The organism is Streptomyces globosus, assembly GCF_003325375.1.
In the GTDB taxonomy this organism is placed as follows: Bacteria; Actinomycetota; Actinomycetes; order Streptomycetales; family Streptomycetaceae; genus Streptomyces; species Streptomyces globosus_A.
Window position 1 is genome coordinate 3,820,460 of sequence record NZ_CP030862.1, and the last position, 17,204, is coordinate 3,837,663.

The window sequence follows — 17,204 nt, forward strand, 5'->3', positions numbered from 1 at the left end:
GGGCGCCGCCGCCGGCGGGCGGGTTATGGCGCGGTCATGGCTCCCCTCGAACGTCGTATCCGTCGATGCACGGCCTCTCCCCCGGTCGGCGCTCGGCACACCTCCCGATGCGGACGCATAGGTGGATATCGGACGCCAGTGTGAGCAGGCCTGTGGACATCGCGGACCACCGGAGCCCAGGGCCCCGGCCGCCCCCACTCTCCGGCAGGACAGGGCTGAAGCCGGACACGTACAAGATCGCCCTGGCAGCCGCCATCGCGGGAGGCTCCGTCGGCGGCTCGCTCGGCGGCCTAAAGGACAAGTCAAGGAGGTCGGCGGCGGACTGCTCGGCGGCGGCAAGGGCAAGGGCCGCAAGAGCGGCTCCCAGCCGACCCACATCACCGAGACCGTGGACATCGGCCTCCCCGTGCGCACCGTGTACGGCCACTGGACCCAGTACGACAAGTTCAGCTCCTTCGCCAAGGGCGTCCGCAGTGTCTCCCGGGGCACCGACACCACCAGCGACCGGAAGGTCAAGGTGGGTCCGTCCACCCGCAGTTGGAAGCCCACCGTGCAGGAGCAGGTCCCGGACGAGCGGATCGCGTGGACGTCCGAGGGCGCCAAGGGCACCACCCGCGGCTGCGTCAGCTTCCACGAACCGGCCCCGTCCCCGACCCGCATCGTGCTCGTCGTCCAGTAACTACCGGCCGGCCTGTTCGAGAAGACCGGCAACATCTGGCGCGCCCAGGGCCGCCGCCTGCGCCTGGACCTGGAGCACTTCGTCCGGTACGTGACGCTGACAGACGATGAGCCCGAGGGCGGGCGCGGGGAGATCCAGGACGGCGAGGCGGTGCGCAGCCACGAGGAGGCCGTCGAGGAGGAGTCCACCGAGGGCGAGGAGGAAGAGGAGCCGCCGCGCCGGCGGACCCGCCGGGCCCGCCGGTGAGCCCGTCAGTGCTTGAGCGTGTCCTTGGCCTTCTGACCGGCCTGCTTGGCATCGGCGGCCGCCTGCTCCGCCCGCCCCTTCGCTTCGAGGCTCTCGTTGCCGACGGACTTTCCGGTGGTCTCCTTCACCTTGCCCTTGATGTTCTTGCCGACGTTCTTGGCCTTCTTGCCTGCGGCCATGGTCCGCTCACCTCCTGGTCGAGGAGCTGTACACGGACGCGGCTGCCCGCGACAGGGCGCGCCATGCACGGCGCAACCCGGCATTTCCCTCACACCGGCAGCGGGGTGAAGGGGTGCATCTCGCCGCGCCCTTCCCGCACGACCCCGTAGCAGTGCTCGGGTACCTCGTTCCACGCGCCGGGGAGGTCCCCCAGCGGTTCCGAGACGATCAGCCGGGTGTCGTCCGACAGCTCCCGCAGATACTCGAGGTCGGGGTGCAGCGCCCGCAGCGACTCCACGCGGGTGCTGTAGAAGAGCGAGCGGGCGTCGCCCGCGCTGGCGTAGCGGAACGCCCACACCGCGGTGCCGTCGGTCACGGCGACGGTCATCTGCATGGGAGCCGCGATGCCGTGCCTGCGGCCGACCTGCTCGACGAAGCCGACCATGCGGGCGACCGCCCCGGGCGGGTCCTGCTCCAGGCCGAAGGTCAGGGCGAGGTAGAACATCGCCTCGGAGTCCGTGGTCCCCTCCATGTCCAGGTAGAGGACGGGGTCGACGGCCAGGGACAGCTCGCGGCGCAGCCCGTGGAAGCCGGTGATGGCGCCGTTGTGCATCCACATCCAGCGGCCGTGGCGGAAGGGGTGGCAGTTCGTCTGCTGGACCGCCGTGCCGGTCGAGGCCCGGATGTGGGCGAAGCACAGCGGTGACCGGACGTGCTGGGCGATCTCCCGGAGGGTGCGGTTGTTCCAGGCGGGGCCGACGTCGCGGACGATCGCCGGGGTGTGCACGTCGGGCTCCTGGGTGTACCAGCCGATCCCGAAACCGTCCCCGTTGGTCGTCTCGACGCCCAGCCGCGAGTGCAGGCTCTGGTCGATGAGTGAATGGGCCGGTTTGTAGAGGATCATGTCGAGCAGCACGGGTGTCCCCGTGTAGGCGAGCCATCGGCACATGATCGACCACCCTTCCTGCGGCGCCGGTGCGCCCTTTCGACGGTGGCCTCCCGGCCGACCCTGCGCATCACCCGCACCGGGTGACGGCCCGGACCGCCGGACCCCGGCAGCCGTGTCCGCTCAGTGGGACAGGCCCGCCTTCGCCGCGACGATCGCCACGCCCAGAAGGACCGCCACCGCCGCAGTGATGACCACCAGCCGCCGCGGGGCGCCCGCCCGGACGGCGCCGAGGACCGCCCAGCCGACCTGGCCGGCCAGTGCCACCGCCAGGGCGAACCAGGACGTCCCGCGGAGGTCGAGGCCGAGCAGCGGGCCGAGGGCCACGGCCGCAGCCGGCGGCAGCGCGGCCTCGATCAGCGGTCTCTCGTCCCGGCAGACGGTACGGAACTCGTGCCAGGTCAGCGGCTCGTTCGCGAGGGACGCCCCGAGGAGGCGGGCGTAGACGTGGGCCGCCCAGAAGACCACTGCGGTGGACAGCAGCAGCACGATCAGGTGGACCCGGGGGAATGCGCCGCCGGCGCCTGCTCCGACGATGACCGACGCGGCGAGCAGCGACCCGTACACGGCGCCGCTGTAGTCGAACCGGGGCCGGTCGCCGGCGGCGCGCCGGTGCCAGTGGCGGTGTCCTCCGGGGTGGTCGCGCTCGCCGCCCTGCACCGGGTGGCCGCCTGCGGCCGCCCGGCCCATGGTCCGGGCCAGGCGGCGGACTTCCGCCCAGTTGACGGGCACTCCGGCGCGGTTGCCGGGGCGGCGCCGCGGCACGAGGACGCGCAGGGCGCCCGGCTCGATCCGGCAGCGGACCGGTGTGGGCAGCGTCAGGGACTCGCCGTCGATGCCGGCGCTGATGTGCGGGGCGTCCGCGTCGATGACGACCTCGCGGGCGTCGAGCGCGACCAGCCCGGTGGAGCGGCGGCCGCGCAGGATGCCGGCCGCCTGGGCGGCGCTCGCGACCTTCACGCCGAACACCCCGAGGGTGCCGGTGTCCAGGCGGGCGCGCCGGCCGAGGCCCGCCGGGTCCCCGGCGCCGTAGGGGTTGTTGCTGACCAGCACCGCCTGCGGGTCCTCGACGGTGGTGCCGTCGGCCCTCACTGTGAGCCGGGGCCCGGTCTGCCGGGCCAGGAGGTCGGGGAGGAGGTCGAGGGTCGTGCGCATCTTGTCGTCGCGGTAGGCGGGGCTGCGGACGACTTCGGCGTAGGTGCCGAAGGAGGCGGTGTTGACGAAGGGGCGCTCGCCGACACGTCCGAGGTCGACCCGGAGTTCGACGCCGTCGGTGAGGGCGTCCAGGCAGGCCGCCGGGTTGGTGCGGTCCAGGCCGAGGTCCATCGCGAAGTGGTTGCGGGTCCCGGCGCTGATCACCAGGAACGGCAGACCGTGCTCGGCGGCGACGGCGGCGACGAGGGCCTGGGTGCCGTCGCCGCCGGCGACGCCCAGCAGGTCGGCCCCGCGGGCGACCGCGCCCCGGGCGAGGGCGGTGACGTCCATCGGCTCGGGGCCCTCCAGGAGCACGACTTCGGCGCCGAGCTCCTCCGCCTTCTCCTTGAGGCGGAACGCGCCGACCTTCCCGCCGCCGGAACGCGGGTTCATGATCAGGAAGGGTCGTGCGGGCCGGTCCGCCGGGTGCTCCGGCATCCGGGAACGCGCCTCGTCCGCCAGGGCCGACCGCCCGGCCGCCACGGCCGCCAGCCACAGGGCCGCCGAGCACACGACGACCCACAGCAGCCCCACGTGCACGTACGAGACCACGAGCAGGACGGGCACCGCCACGACGGCCGCCATCCCCAGCCAGCGCACCGGCCCGCGGTAGGCGAGCACGAGCCAGGCGGCGGCGGCCGTGGCGGCAACCCCGACGAGCCCGGCCGCGACCAGCAGGATGCTGCGGTATCCGGCGAACAGCAGCATGACCAGCAGCGCCGCCGCCCCGGCCAGCAGGGCGAGGCGCGCCTTGGCTTGTGTGCTCACGTGGTCGACCTCCGCGCCGTCGGGCGTACGGGACGTGGCCTCCATTGGCGGGCCCGGCGGTCCGGCGTGCATCCCCCGTGCCGGGCGATGAGCGCTGCGTGGCGATCAAGGGCACGGGGCGTGAGCATGGAGTGGCCAGCGACCTGGGCTCCGTCCGCCGCCGCACCGCGGCTGCTGCGGGCGGGGCTGACACGATCGGAGGGGTCGTGCACGGACAGGACCGCGACCGCGGTGAGCCGCCTCCACGGGACTGGGGCCCATGACCGTCTCTCTCATGCGCGCCCCTGTGCTGGGTGCGAAGTTCGCCCTGCCCGATCCGCCGCCCGGCCTGGTGCGCCGGCAGCGGCTGACGGGGCGGCTCGACCGCGGTGCGCAGGGCCCCCTGACGCTGGTGACGGGCGCCGCCGGCAGTGGCAAGACCGCGGTGGTCGCCTCCTGGGCGCGGTCGCGGGCGTCCTCCTCCTCCGTGGTGTGGCTGTCGCTGGACGAGCAGGACACCCCGCAGAGCTTCTGGGCGCACGTGGTGGAAGGGCTCCGCCGCGGCGGGGCGGCGGTCGGCGGCCACCTCGGCGACGGCTCGGATCCGGGCCTGCCGGTGCGGATCGCCGCCGCGCTGGAGGAGCTGCCGGCGCCGCTGGTCCTCGTACTCGACGGCCTCGACCGGGTCCGCGGCCCGGATGTCGCCTCCGGCCTCCGCTTCGTCGTGGAACACGCCGGCCCCGCCTTCCGGCTCGTCGTCCTCGGCCGGTCCGAGCCCGCCCTGCCGCTCCACCGCTACCGGGTGGAGGGCCGGGTCGCGGAGATCGGCGGGCGGGAGCTCGCCTTCACCCGCTCCGAGGCCGCCCGCCTCCTCCAGGCGCAGGGCGGCCGCCCGCCCGACGAGCGCGTGGTCGACCTGCTGCTCGAACGGACCGAGGGGTGGGCGGCCGGGCTGCGGCTGTGCGCCCTCGCCATGGCGCGGGCCGAGGACCCCTTCGCCTTCGCCGGCTCGGCGGCCGCCGCCCGGCAGGCCGTCTCCGACTACCTGCTGACGGAGGTGCTCGCCGTCCAGCCCGCCGCCTCCCGCGATCTGCTGCTGCGCGCCGGGGTCCTGGGGCGGGTCCACCCCGATCTCGCCGCCGCGCTGACGGGGCGCACCGACTGCGAGGCCGTCCTGCACGACCTGGTGCGCCGCCATGCCTTCGTCGAACCCGTGGCCGGAACGCGCTGGTTCCGGGTCCACCCCCTGTTCGCGGCGGTGCTGCGCGGGCGCCTCCGCAGCCGGCAGCCCGCCCTGGAGACCCTGCTGCACCGGCGGGCCGCCCGCTGGTACGCGGCGCACTGCCGGACCGCCGAGGCGGTGGAGGAGGCGGCCGCGGGCGGCGAATGGCCCTACGCGGCGGCGCAGGCCGTCCGGCACCTCGCGGTGGGCCCGCTTCTCGCCGGGGCGGCCGCCGCGCCGCTCACCTCCGTGCCCGCCGCGGACACCGCGACCGCCGCCGCGGCCCTCGCCCGGATGCCCGAGCACACCCCCGGCGCCGCCGCGGGCCTCGTCGCCGCGGCCTGCTGCCTGGCCCGCGACGACGCGGCCGGCTGCCGGGCCCGCCTTCCCCGGGCCGAACAGGAGCTCGTACACGAGCCGGCCGCGGGACCGGCCGAGCTGCTCACCCTGGAGCTGCTGCGGCTGCTGTCCGCCCCGGACCCGGCCGAGGCCGACCGGGCCGCACGGCGCGTCGCGGAGCTCGTGCCGCTGCTGCCGGACGAGGAGCGGGCGCGGCACCCCGAGATCGAGCCGCTGTGCCTGTACGGGCGCGCCCGCGCCCTGCTGGGCGACGGCAGGATCGGGGCGGCGCGGGAAGGCCTCGCCGAGGCGGTACGGGCGTGTGGCGACGGGGCGCCGGCCCTGCTGTCCCGCTGCCTGGGCCGGCTCGCTCTCGCCGACGCCGCGGTGGGCGCCCTGTCGGCCGCGGAGGAGCACGGCACGGCCGCCCTGGACGCGGCGGACGGGGGCGGCGTACCCGAGGAGGACCGCTCCGGGGCCGCCTGGCTGGCTCTGGCCTCCGTGGCGGTCGAGCGCGGCGACCTGCGGACGGCGGCCGCCCACCTGGACCGCGCCGCAGGCCATGCCGACACCCTGCGGGACCCCGTCCTGGCCGCGGAGCACTCCGCTGTGCGGGCACAGCTGGAGGTCGCCGGCGGCCACTGGCACGCGGCACTCGCCGTACTGGACGCACCGCGGCCGCCCGGCCCGCCGGGGGCGGCAGCCCGGCTCGCCGTCGCCCACGCGGGCGCCGCCCTGGCCCACGGCGACCACGGCGCGGCGCTCACCGCGCTGCGGGCCGTCCCCGAGGCGCTTCCCGCGCGTACGGTGCTCCTCGCGCAGGCGCACCTGGCCGCCGGGCAGTCCGCGCAGGCCCTGCGGCTGATCGCCCGGGCCGAGGGCTCGGCGGAGGCCACGCTCCCGGACCGGGTGCGGCTCACCCTGCTCCGCGCCCACTGCGCCCTGCTGGACGGGGACGAGACGGCGGCCCGCGACCGGCTCCTGCACGCCCTGGACACCGCCCGGCCGGAGCTGCTCCGGCGGCCCTTCGCGGAGGCCGGCCCCTGGCTGCGGCATCTCGCAGCCGGCCTCAACGGGCACAGCAGCGCCTACGAGTGGGTCACGGCCGCGGCCCCGCACGCCGCGGACGGCATGCCGGTCGAGGAGCTCAGCCCGCGCGAGAAGGAGGTGCTGGCCCTGGTGGCGCGGATGATGTCGACCGAGGAGGTCGCCGCCGAACTGCAGCTGTCCGTGAACACCGTCAAGACCCACATGCGCGGCATCTTCCGCAAGCTGGGCGTCTCGCGGCGCCGCGACGCCGTGGAGCGCGCCCGCGACCTGCACGTCATCTGATCCCGTGCGCCCGGCCCGGCGCAGCCGGCCGGCCCCGGGCCGAGAGGAGGCACCGCCGTGACGAGGTCCCGCACTGCCGGAGGCGGCGGCCCGGTCGCGCTCACCCCGTCGGAGCGCGCCGAGCGCGGCAAGGCGGCGCGCAGCAGCGTGCGCCGCTCGGAGCAGGCCCGGTTCGAGCCCGGCCCCGACCGGCCCGATCCCGTGGCGATCCTGCTGGAGCAGGAGGCGGCCCGGGTGCCGGAGCTGGTCCCGATCCGCCGCGGCCGCATGCTGGAATCGCCGTTCCGCTTCTATCGGGGGGCTGCCGCGGTGATGGCCCACGACCTCGGCACAGCGCCCCACACGGGCCTGGAGGTACAGCTGTGCGGCGACGCGCACCTGTTGAACTTCGGCCTGTTCGCCTCGCCCGAGCGGTCCCTCGTCTTCGACGTGAACGACTTCGACGAGACCCACCCCGGGCCGTTCGAATGGGATGTCAAAAGGCTTGCGGCGAGCCTCGCCGCGGCCGGCCGGGACAACGGCTTCGACGCCGCCGAGCGCACCGCCGTCGTCCTCGACGCGGTCTCCGCCTACCGGCTGCGGATGCAGGGCTTCTCCGGCATGCGCGTCCTCGACGTCTGGTATGCCCGGGACGACTCCGCGGACCTGCGCGCGATGGCCGCGCAGGGCGGCGGGGCCATGCTGGCCCGCGCGGACAAGGTCTTCGCCAAGGCCCGCTCCCGGGACCACCTGCGGGCGTTCTCCAAGCTCACCCACCGCGTCGGCGGGCGGCTGCGGATCGCCCCCGACCCACCCCTCGTCGTGCCGCTGACCGAGCTGTTGGACGGGGGCGGCCCCACGGACCTGGACACCGGCCTGCGCCGGCTCGTCGACACGTACGCGCAGAGCCTCGCGCCCGAACTGCGCGCACTGGTCCAGCGCTTCCGGGTCGTCGACATGGCGCGCAAGGTGGTCGGGGTCGGCAGTGTCGGCACCCGCTGCTGGATCTTCCTGCTGCTCGGCCGGGACGACAGCGACCCGCTGCTGCTCCAGGCCAAGGAGGCCGGCCCGTCCGTGCTCGCCCCGTACACCGCGCCGTCCGCGTACGCGAACCAGGGGCAGCGGGTCGTGGCCGGGCAGCGGCTGATGCAGGCCGCCGGCGACATCTTCCTCGGCTGGGAGCGGCTGACGGGGCTCGACGGCCGGGAGCGCGACTTCTACGTCCGCCAGCTGCTCGACTGGAAGGGCTCCGCGACGACCGAGGGGATGGCCCCGCAGGGCATGCGGCTCCTCGCCCGGGTGTGCGGCCGCTCGCTGGCCCGGGCCCACGCCCGCTCCGGCGACCCGATCGCGATCGCCTCCTACCTGGGCTCGGCCGACACCTTCGACCGGGCGATCGCGGATTTCGCGGAGTCGTACGCCGACCAGAACGAGCGGGACTTCGCGGCGCTCGCGGACGCCGCCCGGACGGGACGCGTCACCACCGCGGAGGGCTGACGCCGCCGCGCGCCCGCGCGCCGGGCGCCCGGTTCACCCGCCGGGGGTGATCCGCGGCAGCCGCGGGGGCCGCAGAGTCGATCCCGTCCTCATCGCCTCGCTGGGAGGAAGCAATGGACGGTTCCGTGACTCTGGCGTACGACTACCCGGTCCTCGGCGTCTTCTGGACGACCATGTGGATCTTCCTGTGGATCATGTGGTTCTTCCTGCTCTTCCGGGTGATCAGCGACATCTTCCGCGATCACGACCTGAACGGGTGGGGCAAGGCCGCCTGGCTGGTGTTCGTGCTCATCCTGCCGTTCCTCGGCGTCCTGGTGTACATCATCGCCAGAGGCAAGAAGATGGGCCGGCGGGAGCTCCAGCAGGTGCAGGAGCAGCAGGAGGCCATGGACGAGTACATCCGGCGCACGGCCGGCAAGTCCGGCACCAGCGAGGTGGACCAGCTGGCGAAGCTCTCGGAGATCCGCGCCCGCGGCGACATCTCCGAGGAGGAGTTCCAGCAGGCCAAGGCCCGCATCCTGCAGTGACACCGTGTGGACACCGTGCGGCGGCCTCCCGCAGCGGGCCCCTGGACCCGCGGCCGCACAGGCGGCTCCGGGCCCGGGGGCGGGGGGCCGCTCACCCCATGGGGCGCCGCGGACCGGCAGGAACGGGACACGCGGCGGCTACCACTCGGGGTGCACCTCGTAGCTGTCGTAGCGGTGGCCGTCGGGGCCGGTCCACGGCCGGAATCGGCCGGGGCCGCTGCCTCCGGCGGCGAAGCGGACGGGCTCGCCCGTGTCGTCGGTGACGATGACCGCGCCGGCCTTCTCGGCACTGCGCAGGGCGTGCGTCCAGTGCCTGCCTCGCCGCCCGGAGCGGTAGTCGGGGGTCTTGCAGTCGGACATGGCGACCGGGCCTCCGTTCCGCGGGTCGGGGGCGGGATGGGTTTCGTGCGGAACAGGTGCTGATACCCGGATTCGGCCTCTCCACACCTTCTCTGCGGCAGCCGCCGAACGGTCAGCGGCTGTCGGCGCTGGGAACGGTCAGGGGGTCGCGGGGGGCCTTCTCCTTCTCCGCCGCCATCCGCTCGCCCAGCTCCTGCAGCCGGTTGCGGCCCACGGCCTTGCGGACGTCGGGGAACCAGTCCTTCTCCTCCTCCTCGACGTGGTGGCGGACGTTCTCCATGAGGACGCTCATCTTGGCCTTGAACCGCTCGTCGGAGGGGTCCATGTCCTTCAGCTCGGAGAGCATCCACACCACCGCGTGGTGCTCCTCGACGCTTTCCAGGACGTGGTCGGAGGTGTCCGGTGCCGCCTCGCGGGCGGCCGGGTAGAAGAACTGCTCCTCGATCCAGGCGTGGACCGTGAGCTCTTCGATCACGCTGTCGGCGATCTCCCGGCGCTCATCCGTGTCCTCGTCCCCGGTCTTCTCGAAGCGCTTGAACAGCTTCTCGACGGTCTTGTGGTCCTCGCGCAGCAGCACGATCGCATCCATGGCCTTGCCTTTCTCTTCCACATCCGTGCCGAACCGACGGACGCCTGCCGCTCCTGCCCGCACGGCGGCGGCTCAGCCGCGGCTGGGCCGCCGGGCTCCCCGGCGGGCCGCGGCGAGCGGTCCACCGCAGGCCGGTGGGGGCCGCACCAGGGTGCGTCCGGCGCCGCGCGGCGGGGGTGTTTCGCCCCGCGGGACGTCGCTGCCGTCCGGCATGCGGCCGACCGGGCTGTCCGAACGGGTGAAACCCCAGCCTGCGGCACATGGGAGCCGTCCTCCGGGGAAGACGCGCATACCCCCGGGCGGTCACTGCGCCGCCCGGAACGAGCTGTCGAGCCGAGCGGAGGAGTGGTTCACGATGGTGTCGAGGACGAGCAGTCAGGGCGGCCCCGCCGCCCGCCCCGCCGACGGGGCTCCCCGGGGGCCGTGGCAGGACTTCGACAGGGTCATGCAGAAGATGCTCGGCCTGCTGGAGACCGGTACGGGCCGGGCGACGAGGCCGTCCGACGCCGGAGGCGGCGGAGGCGGCGGAGCACCGGCGGACACCGCGATGGGAGGCCGAGCATGAGCGCGGGCGAATCGCAGGGCAACGGCGTATACCAGCCGCCGGCGGATGCGGAGCCCGGCGACTGGCAGCCGGACATGGAGAACGCCCTGGACGAACCGGACCTGGACGACACTCTCGACACCGGCTACTCGCCGCCCGACCGCCCGAGGGCGGTCACCCGGCACGGCACGACCGCCGGCGAACAGCGCGAGGGGGAGACGCTGGACCAGCGGCTCGCCCAGGAGGAACCGGAACCCGACCCCTCCGCGGCGGCGGACGGCGGGTCGGAGGCGAGCCCGGACGAGGACCTCGGCGAGCCCGTGGCCACCGGCAGGGACGACCGCGGCGAGGACGTCACCGCCGATCCGGGCGGCGACCGGTCCACGGCAGGCCGCGAGCGCGCCGGGCGGATGACCGCCCCGGAGGAGCAGAGGCCGGTGCGGCACATATCCGTCGTGGCCCGGGACGCCGGGATCGACGGCGGGGCCGCCTCCGCGGAGGAGGCGGCCGTGCACGTCATCGAGACGGAGGACGAAGGACGGGGCGGGGCCTGACGGGCGGGGCCTGACGGGCCCGGTCCGGACGGCGGAAGGCGGCGGGGCCGCTGCCGGTCAGGGCAGCGGTGTCCCGCCCGTCGCGTTCAGGACCTCGGCGGTGATGTAGCTCGCCCCGGACGAGGCCAGGAAGACGTACGCGGGCGCCATCTCGGCCGGCTGCGCCGGCCGCCCCAGGGGGCTCTGCTTCCCGAACTCCTGCGGATCCGGCATCGTGGCGGGGATGAGCGGGGTCCAGACCGGTCCCGGTGCGACCGCGTTGACCCGGATCCCGTCCGGCGCGAGCATCCGGGCCAGGCCCTGCGTGAAGGTGACGATCGCCCCCTTGGTCATCGCGTAGTCCAGCAGCGGCGGGCTCGGCTTGTAGGCCTGCACGGACGCGGTGTTGATGATGCTGGCGCCGGCCGGCATGTGCGGCAGGGCCATCTTGCAGAGCCAGAACATGGCGTACAGGTTGGTGCGCACGACCCGGTCGAACTGCTCGGTGCTGATGTGGGAGATGCCCTCGGGCTGGGCCATCTGGTAGGCGGCGTTGTTGACGAGGACGTCGATGCGCCCGAACTCGGCGGCCGCGTGCGCGATGACGGCGGCACAGGCCTCCTCCTCCCTCAGGTCGCAGGGCACCGCCACCGCCCGGCGGCCGCTGCCCTCGACCAGGCGCATCGTCGTGTCGGCGTCCTCGGCCTCCTCCGGCAGGTACGTGAACAGCACGTCGGCCCCCTCGCGGGCGAAGGCGAGCGCCACCGCGCGCCCGATCCCGGAGTCCCCTCCGGTGATGACCGCCTTCAGGCCCTGGAGCCGGCCGCTGCCGCGGTAGGAGTCCTCGCCGTGGTCGGGCTCGGGTTCCATGGCCCGGGTTTCGCCCGGCGGCTGCTGCTCCTGCGCCGCGAAGTCGGGCCGGGGGTACAGGCTCGTCGGGTCGGGGGCCACGCCTCCCCGGCCGGTGCCGGTGTCGCTGTCGCTGTCGCTGTCGCTGTCGCTGTCGGTCACGGGTACTCCTCCTCCGGGCCGTACGCCCGCGTCGGGAACGGAAAACCACGTGGCCGCGCCTACCCGGGGCTTGGCCGCGGACACACGGGGCTCCCCCGCACGGGGGATTGGCCGGGGGCGGGCGGGGCAGGCGGGTGCCCGAGGGGGGCCACGAGGCGAGGAGGATCGGCCCATGTCCACCAGCCCGAAGTCACACGTTCCGCACGGCGAGGGCCCGGGCCGGCACAAGGGCACCGAGCAGCACGGCTGGTCCGGCGACGTCGACGCGACGCACGAGCAGGACAACCCGAGCGCCCGGCGCTCCTTCGACTCCCCCGACAAGCGCCGCAAGGGCGGCTCGAAGGGCGGCCCGCCCGACACGGGATCCCCGGTCGAGTCCCGCACCCGCCGCGGCGAGGACATGGCGGGACAGAACCCGGAGGGCCACCACGACGAGGGCCGGCGCGGCCGGTCCGGGCGCCCCAGCGGGGCCAAGGACGACTCGGCCTTCTCGGGAGTCCGCTCCCCGGACGCGCCGAAGACCCGGCGCAAGGGATAGGCGCACCGGCAGCACACCGACAGCACACGGCACAGGAAGGAGCAGGCGATGCCCCGAGGATCCTCCCCGAAGCGGGAGCGCCAGTACGAGCACATCAAGGAGTCCGCGCAGGACCGCGGCGAGTCGGAGAAGCGGGCCGAGGAGATCGCCGCGCGGACGGTCAACAAGGAGCGTGCGCGCTCCGGCGAGTCGAAGACCGCCAGCCGGTCCTCCACCCAGGACATGTCCTCGTCCCGGAGGGGCGGCCAGCGGTCCCACAGCGGCTCCGGCGGGCCCACGAAGGAGCAGCTGTACAACGAGGCGAAGCAGAAGGGCATCAAGGGCCGCTCGCAGATGGACAAGGCCGAGCTGCAGCGGGCGCTGGACCGCTGACCCGGCCGCGCCGTGACCAGGCTCCGCACGAGTGACCCGCACGGGCCCGGATGGCAGCGGGTGCGCCAGGGCAGGGGGTTCCGCTACCTCGACGCCGACGGCGCCCCGCTGCCCGCCGCGCAGCGGGAGCGGATCCGCCGGCTCGCCATCCCGCCGGCCTGGAACGGCGTGTGGATCTGCCCCTGGCCCCACGGCCACATCCAGGCCGTCGGCACGGATGCGGCGGGGCGCCGCCAGTACCTGTACCACGGGCGCTGCTACGCCACAGGGAGCCCGGCCCGCGGTTGTTCGTGTACCGGGAGGGCCGCACCTGGCACGAGGTGCGGGCCGGGGACCTGAACTCCTACCTGCGGGAGGGGTCCGGGCGGGACATCACGGCCAAGGGCTTCCGGACGTGTCACGCCACGGTCCTCGCCGCGGTCGCCCTCGCCGTGTCGGCCCGTACGGCGGACAGCTCGCGCCGGAAGGACTGGGCATCAATGGGCTGCCGGGACACCCCCGCCCCCACTCCCCCTCCGAGCCCGCGTTTGTCCCCCGTCCCCCCGGGCACACGTCAGCCCGCAAGGGGGAACGGAGGTGTCCCGTGAGCGGGATCGGTGGCAGTGACCGGCGGCTGATCGTCATCGTGCGGCATGGGAAGGCCGTGCCCAAGCACACGGCCGCGGACCCTGACCGGGACCTGACCGCGCGTGGGCGGCGCGACGCCGGCGCAGCCGGCCGGTGGCTGGAGCAGTCGGGGCACCGCGTCGACCTGGCCGTGTCGTCGACGTCGTTGCGCACGCGCCGCACGTGGCAGATGATGCTCCCCCACCTGTCCGCCCCGCCACCGGCCTACTACACGGAGGAGCTCTACCACGCGGACGCCGGCGGGCTCCTCGCCGTGCTGCGCCGGCAGGCTCCCGAACTGTCCGGGATCCTCCTGGTCGGCCACAATCCGGCCGTCCACGAGCTGGCGGCCGCGCTGGCCGGCAGCGGCACGAAGAACCTGCGGAACCATCTCGACCAGGCCTTTCCCACGTCCTCCATCGCCGTCCTGACCGTGTCCCGGCCGTGGGACGGGATCGGCCCCGGGACAGCCCGCCTGGCGGACCTGTGGACCCCTCAGGGCGGCTGAGCCCTCACCGCCCTGAGATGAAGCGCGGAACGGGCGAGCCCCTCGTCTCACGCCCCATACGCCCCTCGCGCCCCGCCTGTTCCGCAAACCCTGCCCCTACCGTGCCGCGGGCGGCACGAACAGGGCCGTCCGCGCTCGCGTGGTCGCCGCCGAGCGGTGGCGTACGGTGCGCAGGCCCGCCCGGTGCAGGGCGGAGGCGACCGCCGCGCGGGCGAGGCGCCGGCCGGTGCCGTCGGCGGGAGTTCCGGAGGGGACCGCCGGCCAGGTCACCGTGGCCGCGGCGCCCTCGATGCGCACCTGGAGGGTGCCGCCCGCTCCCCGCAGCACGGGGGATGCTCCGCCTGGCCGCACAAGAACGCGGCGCAGCTCGGTGGTGAGCAGGAGCGAGGGGGCAGCGGATGCCGGGATGGCGGTGAGCGGGGTCCACCTGGCCGTGGCTTCGAGAAGTTGCCGGACGAGTGGGGAGGCGGCGGTGACACGCAGGGTGCGGCCCTTCTCGAGGGCGTGGGCGCGCAGGTTCAGCAGCAGGTGGAGGCCCGCGACGTCGCAGAAGGCGACGGCGGACAGGTCGAGGTCGAGGCCTCCGCTGGAGGAGCCGAGTGCGGCGAGCAGGCTGCGCCGCAGGGGCGGTGCCGTGGTGTCGGTGATCTCGCCGACGACGAGGGCCGCGACGCGGCCCCCGGGCAGGCCGTCGAGGGTGACGAGCGTACGGGCCGGTGCGGGGGTATGGAGGCGGTCGTCGGGGTGCAGCGGGGCGATCATCGGTATCTCACCTCCACCCAGCCGGGTCACCACACATGCTCCGCGCCGCTGCGGAGGCACCGCAGCCTCGGCAGCGAAACAGCGGGCCTCCTCGGTCCACAGAACGAACCGCCCCAAACTCGTCTGAACCACCCAGTCGCCCTACAGGGAGTCGGCGGCCGGTTTCGGCTCCGGCCGTCCGGACAGACGCTCCTTGCGAGGGGCGCGCCTGAGGGGGCGCCGCCGAGCGGAGCGGTGTCGGACAGCAGTACCGCGATCGGAATCCACTCGTGCCGAAAAAGGAGCAGGGCATGGGACCGCCGTACAGCGGCCACAGCGGCCACAGCGGCCTCACCGGCCTCACCTGTGAGGAGGCCCGGCGCATCGCCCGTGGCGTCCTGTGCGCGCACGGCGTCGTAGGTCGCGATATCGACGCCGCCCTGCTGGTGGTCACCGAGCTGGTGGCGAACGCCCGGCGCCATGCCGGAGGGACGATCGCGTTCCGGGTGCGCTGCCTGCCGCCGCGGGCCGTGGTCGAGGTGGCGGACGCGGATCCGTGTTTCCCCGTCGACCGGCCCTCCCCCGCGTCGGTTCCCGGCCGTTTCGGCTGGCAGATGGTCAAGCACCTGGCCGAGCACCTGGAGGTTCAGGCAGGCGGGCCCGGCGGGACCGGAAAGACGATCACCGCGGTGTTGGACGCGCGTGCGGCCGGCCAGGAGGCTGCGCAGCCGTCCCGCGGACGACAGGACGCGGGCCGCCGATGAGGGAGAACGAGGTCAAGCTGCGGGCGATCGCCGCGATCACGGCAGTCCGGTCGGGTGCCGAGGAGCAGCTGGTCTCCGATCTGCTGGGTGAGGCCATGCCCAGCAGCTTCCTGGTGCCCGCCGGGGCGACGCCGGCAGAGGCGGGCTGTGCGGTCCTGGAGCAGCTGTCGGAGCCACTGAGTGCGCTCGTGAACGGCTTCCTGCTCGCTTTCGACGCGCTGGCCGACGCGCACGACGGCGGTGAGCCCCTGGAGACCAGCGAGCAGATCCTCCAGCACCTCGCCCTCGTCCTGGCCTTGGAGGATCCCCCGCAGCCGGACGATCCGACGGGGCTGTGACGACGCCCACGCCACGCCACGCCCGTCACGGAACGTGGCGGAGGCCCCCTCCGCAGGCGCCGAAGCGGCCGCGCGGCCGGAGCGGTGCTGTGATGGACGGTGTGGACAGGGGACGCGTCGCGCGGTGGGCTCTGACCCGGGCGTTCGGTCGGCCGAGCGGGCTGCTGGGGCGGCTCGGCGGCCGCCTGATGGCCCGCGTCAACGCCGCCACCGAGCGCCATGCCGTACTGCTGGCGGCGCCCACCGAGCGGGACACCGTCCTGGTGGTCGGCCCCGGCCCCGGCGTGGGCCTGGAGGCGGCGGCGCGGCGCTCGGCCCACGTGATCGGCATCGACCCGTCCCCGGCGATGCTGGCAGCGGCCCGGCGCCGCTGCGCGGGGGCGCTTGCGCGGGGCCGGCTGCGCCTGACCGCCGGCACGGCCGACCGTACGGGACTGCCGGACGGCTCCGTCGACATCGTGATGGCCGTGAACAACGTACAGCTGTGGCCGGACGTGCCCGCGGCCCTTGCCGAGCTCCGCCGGGTGCTGCGGCCGGGCGGCCGGATCCTTCTCTGTACGCACCTGAAGTGGCTGCCCGGCGGTTCGGCCACGCTGGCGGACGGCGTACGGGCCGCCGGTTTCGAGTCCGTCCGGACCTGGACGTGGGAACCGCCGGGCCGTATGGCGTCGACTGCGGCACTGCTGAGCGCGGCGCGCCCCGTCCGCTTCCTCCCCGGCTCCGGCCCCGGCTCCGACCCCGGCGCCGCCTGACAGCGCGCCGCCGGCCGCCGCCGCGCGCCTCACATCGCCATGCAGGCAGGGCACAGCCCGCGGTAGACGACGTCGGCCCCGGAGACGGCGAAGCCGAACCGCTCCGAGGCGGGCAGGGCCGCGAGCGGGTCGCCGTCCGGGTGGACGTCCCGGATCTCGCCGCAGCCCGAGCACACCAGGTGCTGGTGGGGACGGCGGGCGTTGGGGTCGTACCGCTTGGCGCGGCCGTCGGTCGTCACCTCGGCCACCTCGCCCAGTGCCACCAGTTCCCCGAGGGTGTTGTACACGGTCGCGCGGGAGACTTCCGGCAGCCGGGCGGTGGCCCGCGCCAGCACCTCGTCCGCGGTCAGGTGGACGTGCTCGCCGTCCAGCACCTCCGCGACGACCCGCCGTTGAGCCGTCATGCGCCAGCCGCGTGCGCGCAGCCGTCCCACCAGGTCGCTCATGCCCCACCAGCCTAAATGTGCATGGTCCGAATGCCGAGTTGATTCGGATCTGGTTGCCGCATTGACTTGGACTTCGTCCATCGTAGGATCGCTTCCGGCGACAACCAAGGGGCGGGTGGACAGGACGAGTTGGGCGGGCGCGCATGACCGGCGCGCCTCCCGCCGGACGGTTCCGCGCCGTCCCGCCGGGTCGCACCGGGCCGAGGCCATCCGCCGGAGCCCGTGCCCCGCTGTT

19 protein-coding genes and 2 pseudogenes are annotated in these 17,204 nt (G+C 74.7%); 13 read left to right on the top strand and 8 right to left on the bottom strand.

Annotation, left to right across the window (positions count from 1 at the left end):
• Positions 1-295 precede the first annotated feature (295 nt).
• Positions 296-889, top strand: a pseudogene (locus C0216_RS16725) (SRPBCC family protein); the annotation flags it as partial.
• 41 nt (positions 890-930) lie between these two features.
• Here the strand turns inward: C0216_RS16725 and C0216_RS16730 are convergent.
• From C0216_RS16730 to C0216_RS16740, 3 genes and pseudogenes are all read right to left on the bottom strand, one after another.
• On the bottom strand, positions 931-1,104 hold the full coding sequence (locus C0216_RS16730) for a CsbD family protein (RefSeq protein WP_114056062.1): 174 nt from the start codon (positions 1,102-1,104) through the stop codon (positions 931-933).
• Positions 1,105-1,193: 89 nt separating this feature from the next.
• The gene (locus tag C0216_RS16735; RefSeq protein WP_114056063.1) at positions 1,194-2,033 is read right to left on the bottom strand and encodes a class II glutamine amidotransferase; all 840 of its coding nucleotides are present in this window, start codon (positions 2,031-2,033) and stop codon (positions 1,194-1,196) included.
• 666 nt (positions 2,034-2,699) lie between these two features.
• Positions 2,700-4,037: pseudogene (locus C0216_RS16740) on the bottom strand (diacylglycerol/lipid kinase family protein); the annotation flags it as partial.
• Between the two features lie 214 nt (positions 4,038-4,251).
• On the opposite strand from C0216_RS16740, the gene C0216_RS35040 reads away from it, so the two are divergent.
• From C0216_RS35040 to C0216_RS16755, 3 genes are all read left to right on the top strand, one after another.
• Positions 4,252-6,864 carry a LuxR C-terminal-related transcriptional regulator gene (locus C0216_RS35040; protein WP_114056065.1) on the top strand — a complete coding sequence of 871 codons (2,613 nt, stop codon included), beginning with the start codon at positions 4,252-4,254 and terminating at the stop codon, positions 6,862-6,864.
• 57 nt (positions 6,865-6,921) lie between these two features.
• Positions 6,922-8,340 carry a DUF2252 domain-containing protein gene (locus C0216_RS16750; protein ID WP_114056066.1) on the top strand — a complete coding sequence of 473 codons (1,419 nt, stop codon included), beginning with the start codon at positions 6,922-6,924 and terminating at the stop codon, positions 8,338-8,340.
• Positions 8,341-8,453: 113 nt separating this feature from the next.
• On the top strand, positions 8,454-8,867 hold the full coding sequence (locus tag C0216_RS16755; protein ID WP_114056067.1) for an SHOCT domain-containing protein: 414 nt from the start codon (positions 8,454-8,456) through the stop codon (positions 8,865-8,867).
• Between the two features lie 138 nt (positions 8,868-9,005).
• Here the strand turns inward: C0216_RS16755 and C0216_RS16760 are convergent, their stop codons facing one another.
• Together C0216_RS16760 and C0216_RS16765 are read right to left on the bottom strand one after the other, a co-directional pair.
• The gene (locus C0216_RS16760; RefSeq protein WP_114056068.1) at positions 9,006-9,227 is read right to left on the bottom strand and encodes a hypothetical protein; all 222 of its coding nucleotides are present in this window, start codon (positions 9,225-9,227) and stop codon (positions 9,006-9,008) included.
• Between the two features lie 112 nt (positions 9,228-9,339).
• A complete protein-coding gene (locus C0216_RS16765; RefSeq protein WP_114056069.1) occupies positions 9,340-9,816 on the bottom strand; it encodes a hemerythrin domain-containing protein in 477 nt (158 codons plus the stop codon).
• A gap of 355 nt (positions 9,817-10,171) precedes the next feature.
• On the opposite strand from C0216_RS16765, the gene C0216_RS16770 reads away from it, so the two are divergent.
• Complete coding sequence (locus C0216_RS16770) at positions 10,172-10,381, top strand: hypothetical protein (RefSeq protein ID WP_114056070.1); 210 nt, start codon at positions 10,172-10,174, stop codon at positions 10,379-10,381.
• Entirely contained in the window at positions 10,378-10,914 is a 537-nt protein-coding gene (locus tag C0216_RS16775) for a DUF5709 domain-containing protein (RefSeq protein ID WP_114056071.1), read from the top strand. Before C0216_RS16770 ends, C0216_RS16775 begins: the two co-directional genes overlap by 4 nt.
• A gap of 57 nt (positions 10,915-10,971) precedes the next feature.
• Here C0216_RS16775 and C0216_RS16780 read toward each other — a convergent pair whose 3' ends face one another.
• Positions 10,972-11,844, bottom strand: a complete 873-nt coding sequence (locus C0216_RS16780) for an SDR family oxidoreductase (protein WP_246042831.1) — start codon at positions 11,842-11,844, stop codon at positions 10,972-10,974.
• A gap of 232 nt (positions 11,845-12,076) precedes the next feature.
• On the opposite strand from C0216_RS16780, the gene C0216_RS16785 reads away from it, so the two are divergent.
• The 4 genes from C0216_RS16785 (at position 12,077) to C0216_RS16800 (ending at position 13,928) form a co-directional block, all read left to right on the top strand.
• Positions 12,077-12,442: a hypothetical protein gene (locus C0216_RS16785; protein WP_114056072.1), complete on the top strand. Its 366-nt coding sequence runs from the start codon at positions 12,077-12,079 to the stop codon at positions 12,440-12,442.
• A 48-nt stretch (positions 12,443-12,490) separates the two neighbouring features.
• Positions 12,491-12,814, top strand: coding sequence for a plasmid stabilization protein (locus C0216_RS16790; protein ID WP_114056073.1), 324 nt, complete (start codon positions 12,491-12,493; stop codon positions 12,812-12,814).
• Between the two features lie 60 nt (positions 12,815-12,874).
• Positions 12,875-13,153: a hypothetical protein gene (locus C0216_RS35360; protein WP_428985433.1), complete on the top strand. Its 279-nt coding sequence runs from the start codon at positions 12,875-12,877 to the stop codon at positions 13,151-13,153.
• Positions 13,154-13,397: 244 nt separating this feature from the next.
• On the top strand, positions 13,398-13,928 hold the full coding sequence (locus C0216_RS16800) for a SixA phosphatase family protein (RefSeq protein WP_162793243.1): 531 nt from the start codon (positions 13,398-13,400) through the stop codon (positions 13,926-13,928).
• A 96-nt stretch (positions 13,929-14,024) separates the two neighbouring features.
• Here C0216_RS16800 and C0216_RS16805 read toward each other — a convergent pair whose 3' ends face one another.
• Positions 14,025-14,690: an STAS domain-containing protein gene (locus tag C0216_RS16805; RefSeq protein WP_114056075.1), complete on the bottom strand. Its 666-nt coding sequence runs from the start codon at positions 14,688-14,690 to the stop codon at positions 14,025-14,027.
• Positions 14,691-14,980: 290 nt separating this feature from the next.
• Here C0216_RS16805 and C0216_RS16810 point away from each other — a divergent pair, with 290 nt between their 5' ends.
• The 3 genes from C0216_RS16810 to C0216_RS16820 all read left to right on the top strand — a co-directional run bounded on the left by C0216_RS16810 (position 14,981) and on the right by C0216_RS16820 (position 16,523).
• Positions 14,981-15,433, top strand: a complete 453-nt coding sequence (locus tag C0216_RS16810) for an ATP-binding protein (protein WP_114056076.1) — start codon at positions 14,981-14,983, stop codon at positions 15,431-15,433.
• The gene (locus C0216_RS16815; RefSeq protein ID WP_114056077.1) at positions 15,430-15,771 is read left to right on the top strand and encodes a hypothetical protein; all 342 of its coding nucleotides are present in this window, start codon (positions 15,430-15,432) and stop codon (positions 15,769-15,771) included. The genes C0216_RS16810 and C0216_RS16815 overlap by 4 nt, the downstream gene beginning before the upstream one ends.
• 101 nt (positions 15,772-15,872) lie before the next feature.
• Positions 15,873-16,523: a class I SAM-dependent methyltransferase gene (locus tag C0216_RS16820; RefSeq protein ID WP_216827090.1), complete on the top strand. Its 651-nt coding sequence runs from the start codon at positions 15,873-15,875 to the stop codon at positions 16,521-16,523.
• 29 nt (positions 16,524-16,552) lie between these two features.
• On the opposite strand, the gene C0216_RS16825 is transcribed toward C0216_RS16820, so the two are convergent.
• Positions 16,553-16,969, bottom strand: coding sequence for a Fur family transcriptional regulator (locus C0216_RS16825; RefSeq protein ID WP_114056079.1), 417 nt, complete (start codon positions 16,967-16,969; stop codon positions 16,553-16,555).
• Positions 16,970-17,204: the final 235 nt, after the last annotated feature.

Coding starts and splice junctions, on each gene's coding strand:
- C0216_RS16815 (WP_114056077.1), top strand. CDS start 15,430: ATGAGGGAGAACGAGGTCAAGCTGCGGGCGATCGCCGCGATCACGGCA.
- C0216_RS35040 (WP_114056065.1), top strand. CDS start 4,252: ATGACCGTCTCTCTCATGCGCGCCCCTGTGCTGGGTGCGAAGTTCGCC.
- C0216_RS16760 (WP_114056068.1), bottom strand. CDS start 9,227: ATGTCCGACTGCAAGACCCCCGACTACCGCTCCGGGCGGCGAGGCAGG.
- C0216_RS16790 (WP_114056073.1), top strand. CDS start 12,491: ATGCCCCGAGGATCCTCCCCGAAGCGGGAGCGCCAGTACGAGCACATC.
- C0216_RS16770 (WP_114056070.1), top strand. CDS start 10,172: ATGGTGTCGAGGACGAGCAGTCAGGGCGGCCCCGCCGCCCGCCCCGCC.
- C0216_RS16805 (WP_114056075.1), bottom strand. CDS start 14,690: ATGATCGCCCCGCTGCACCCCGACGACCGCCTCCATACCCCCGCACCG.
- C0216_RS16810 (WP_114056076.1), top strand. CDS start 14,981: ATGGGACCGCCGTACAGCGGCCACAGCGGCCACAGCGGCCTCACCGGC.
- C0216_RS16785 (WP_114056072.1), top strand. CDS start 12,077: ATGTCCACCAGCCCGAAGTCACACGTTCCGCACGGCGAGGGCCCGGGC.
- C0216_RS16775 (WP_114056071.1), top strand. CDS start 10,378: ATGAGCGCGGGCGAATCGCAGGGCAACGGCGTATACCAGCCGCCGGCG.
- C0216_RS16730 (WP_114056062.1), bottom strand. CDS start 1,104: ATGGCCGCAGGCAAGAAGGCCAAGAACGTCGGCAAGAACATCAAGGGC.
- C0216_RS16735 (WP_114056063.1), bottom strand. CDS start 2,033: ATGTGCCGATGGCTCGCCTACACGGGGACACCCGTGCTGCTCGACATG.
- C0216_RS16765 (WP_114056069.1), bottom strand. CDS start 9,816: ATGGATGCGATCGTGCTGCTGCGCGAGGACCACAAGACCGTCGAGAAG.
- C0216_RS16825 (WP_114056079.1), bottom strand. CDS start 16,969: ATGAGCGACCTGGTGGGACGGCTGCGCGCACGCGGCTGGCGCATGACG.
- C0216_RS16755 (WP_114056067.1), top strand. CDS start 8,454: ATGGACGGTTCCGTGACTCTGGCGTACGACTACCCGGTCCTCGGCGTC.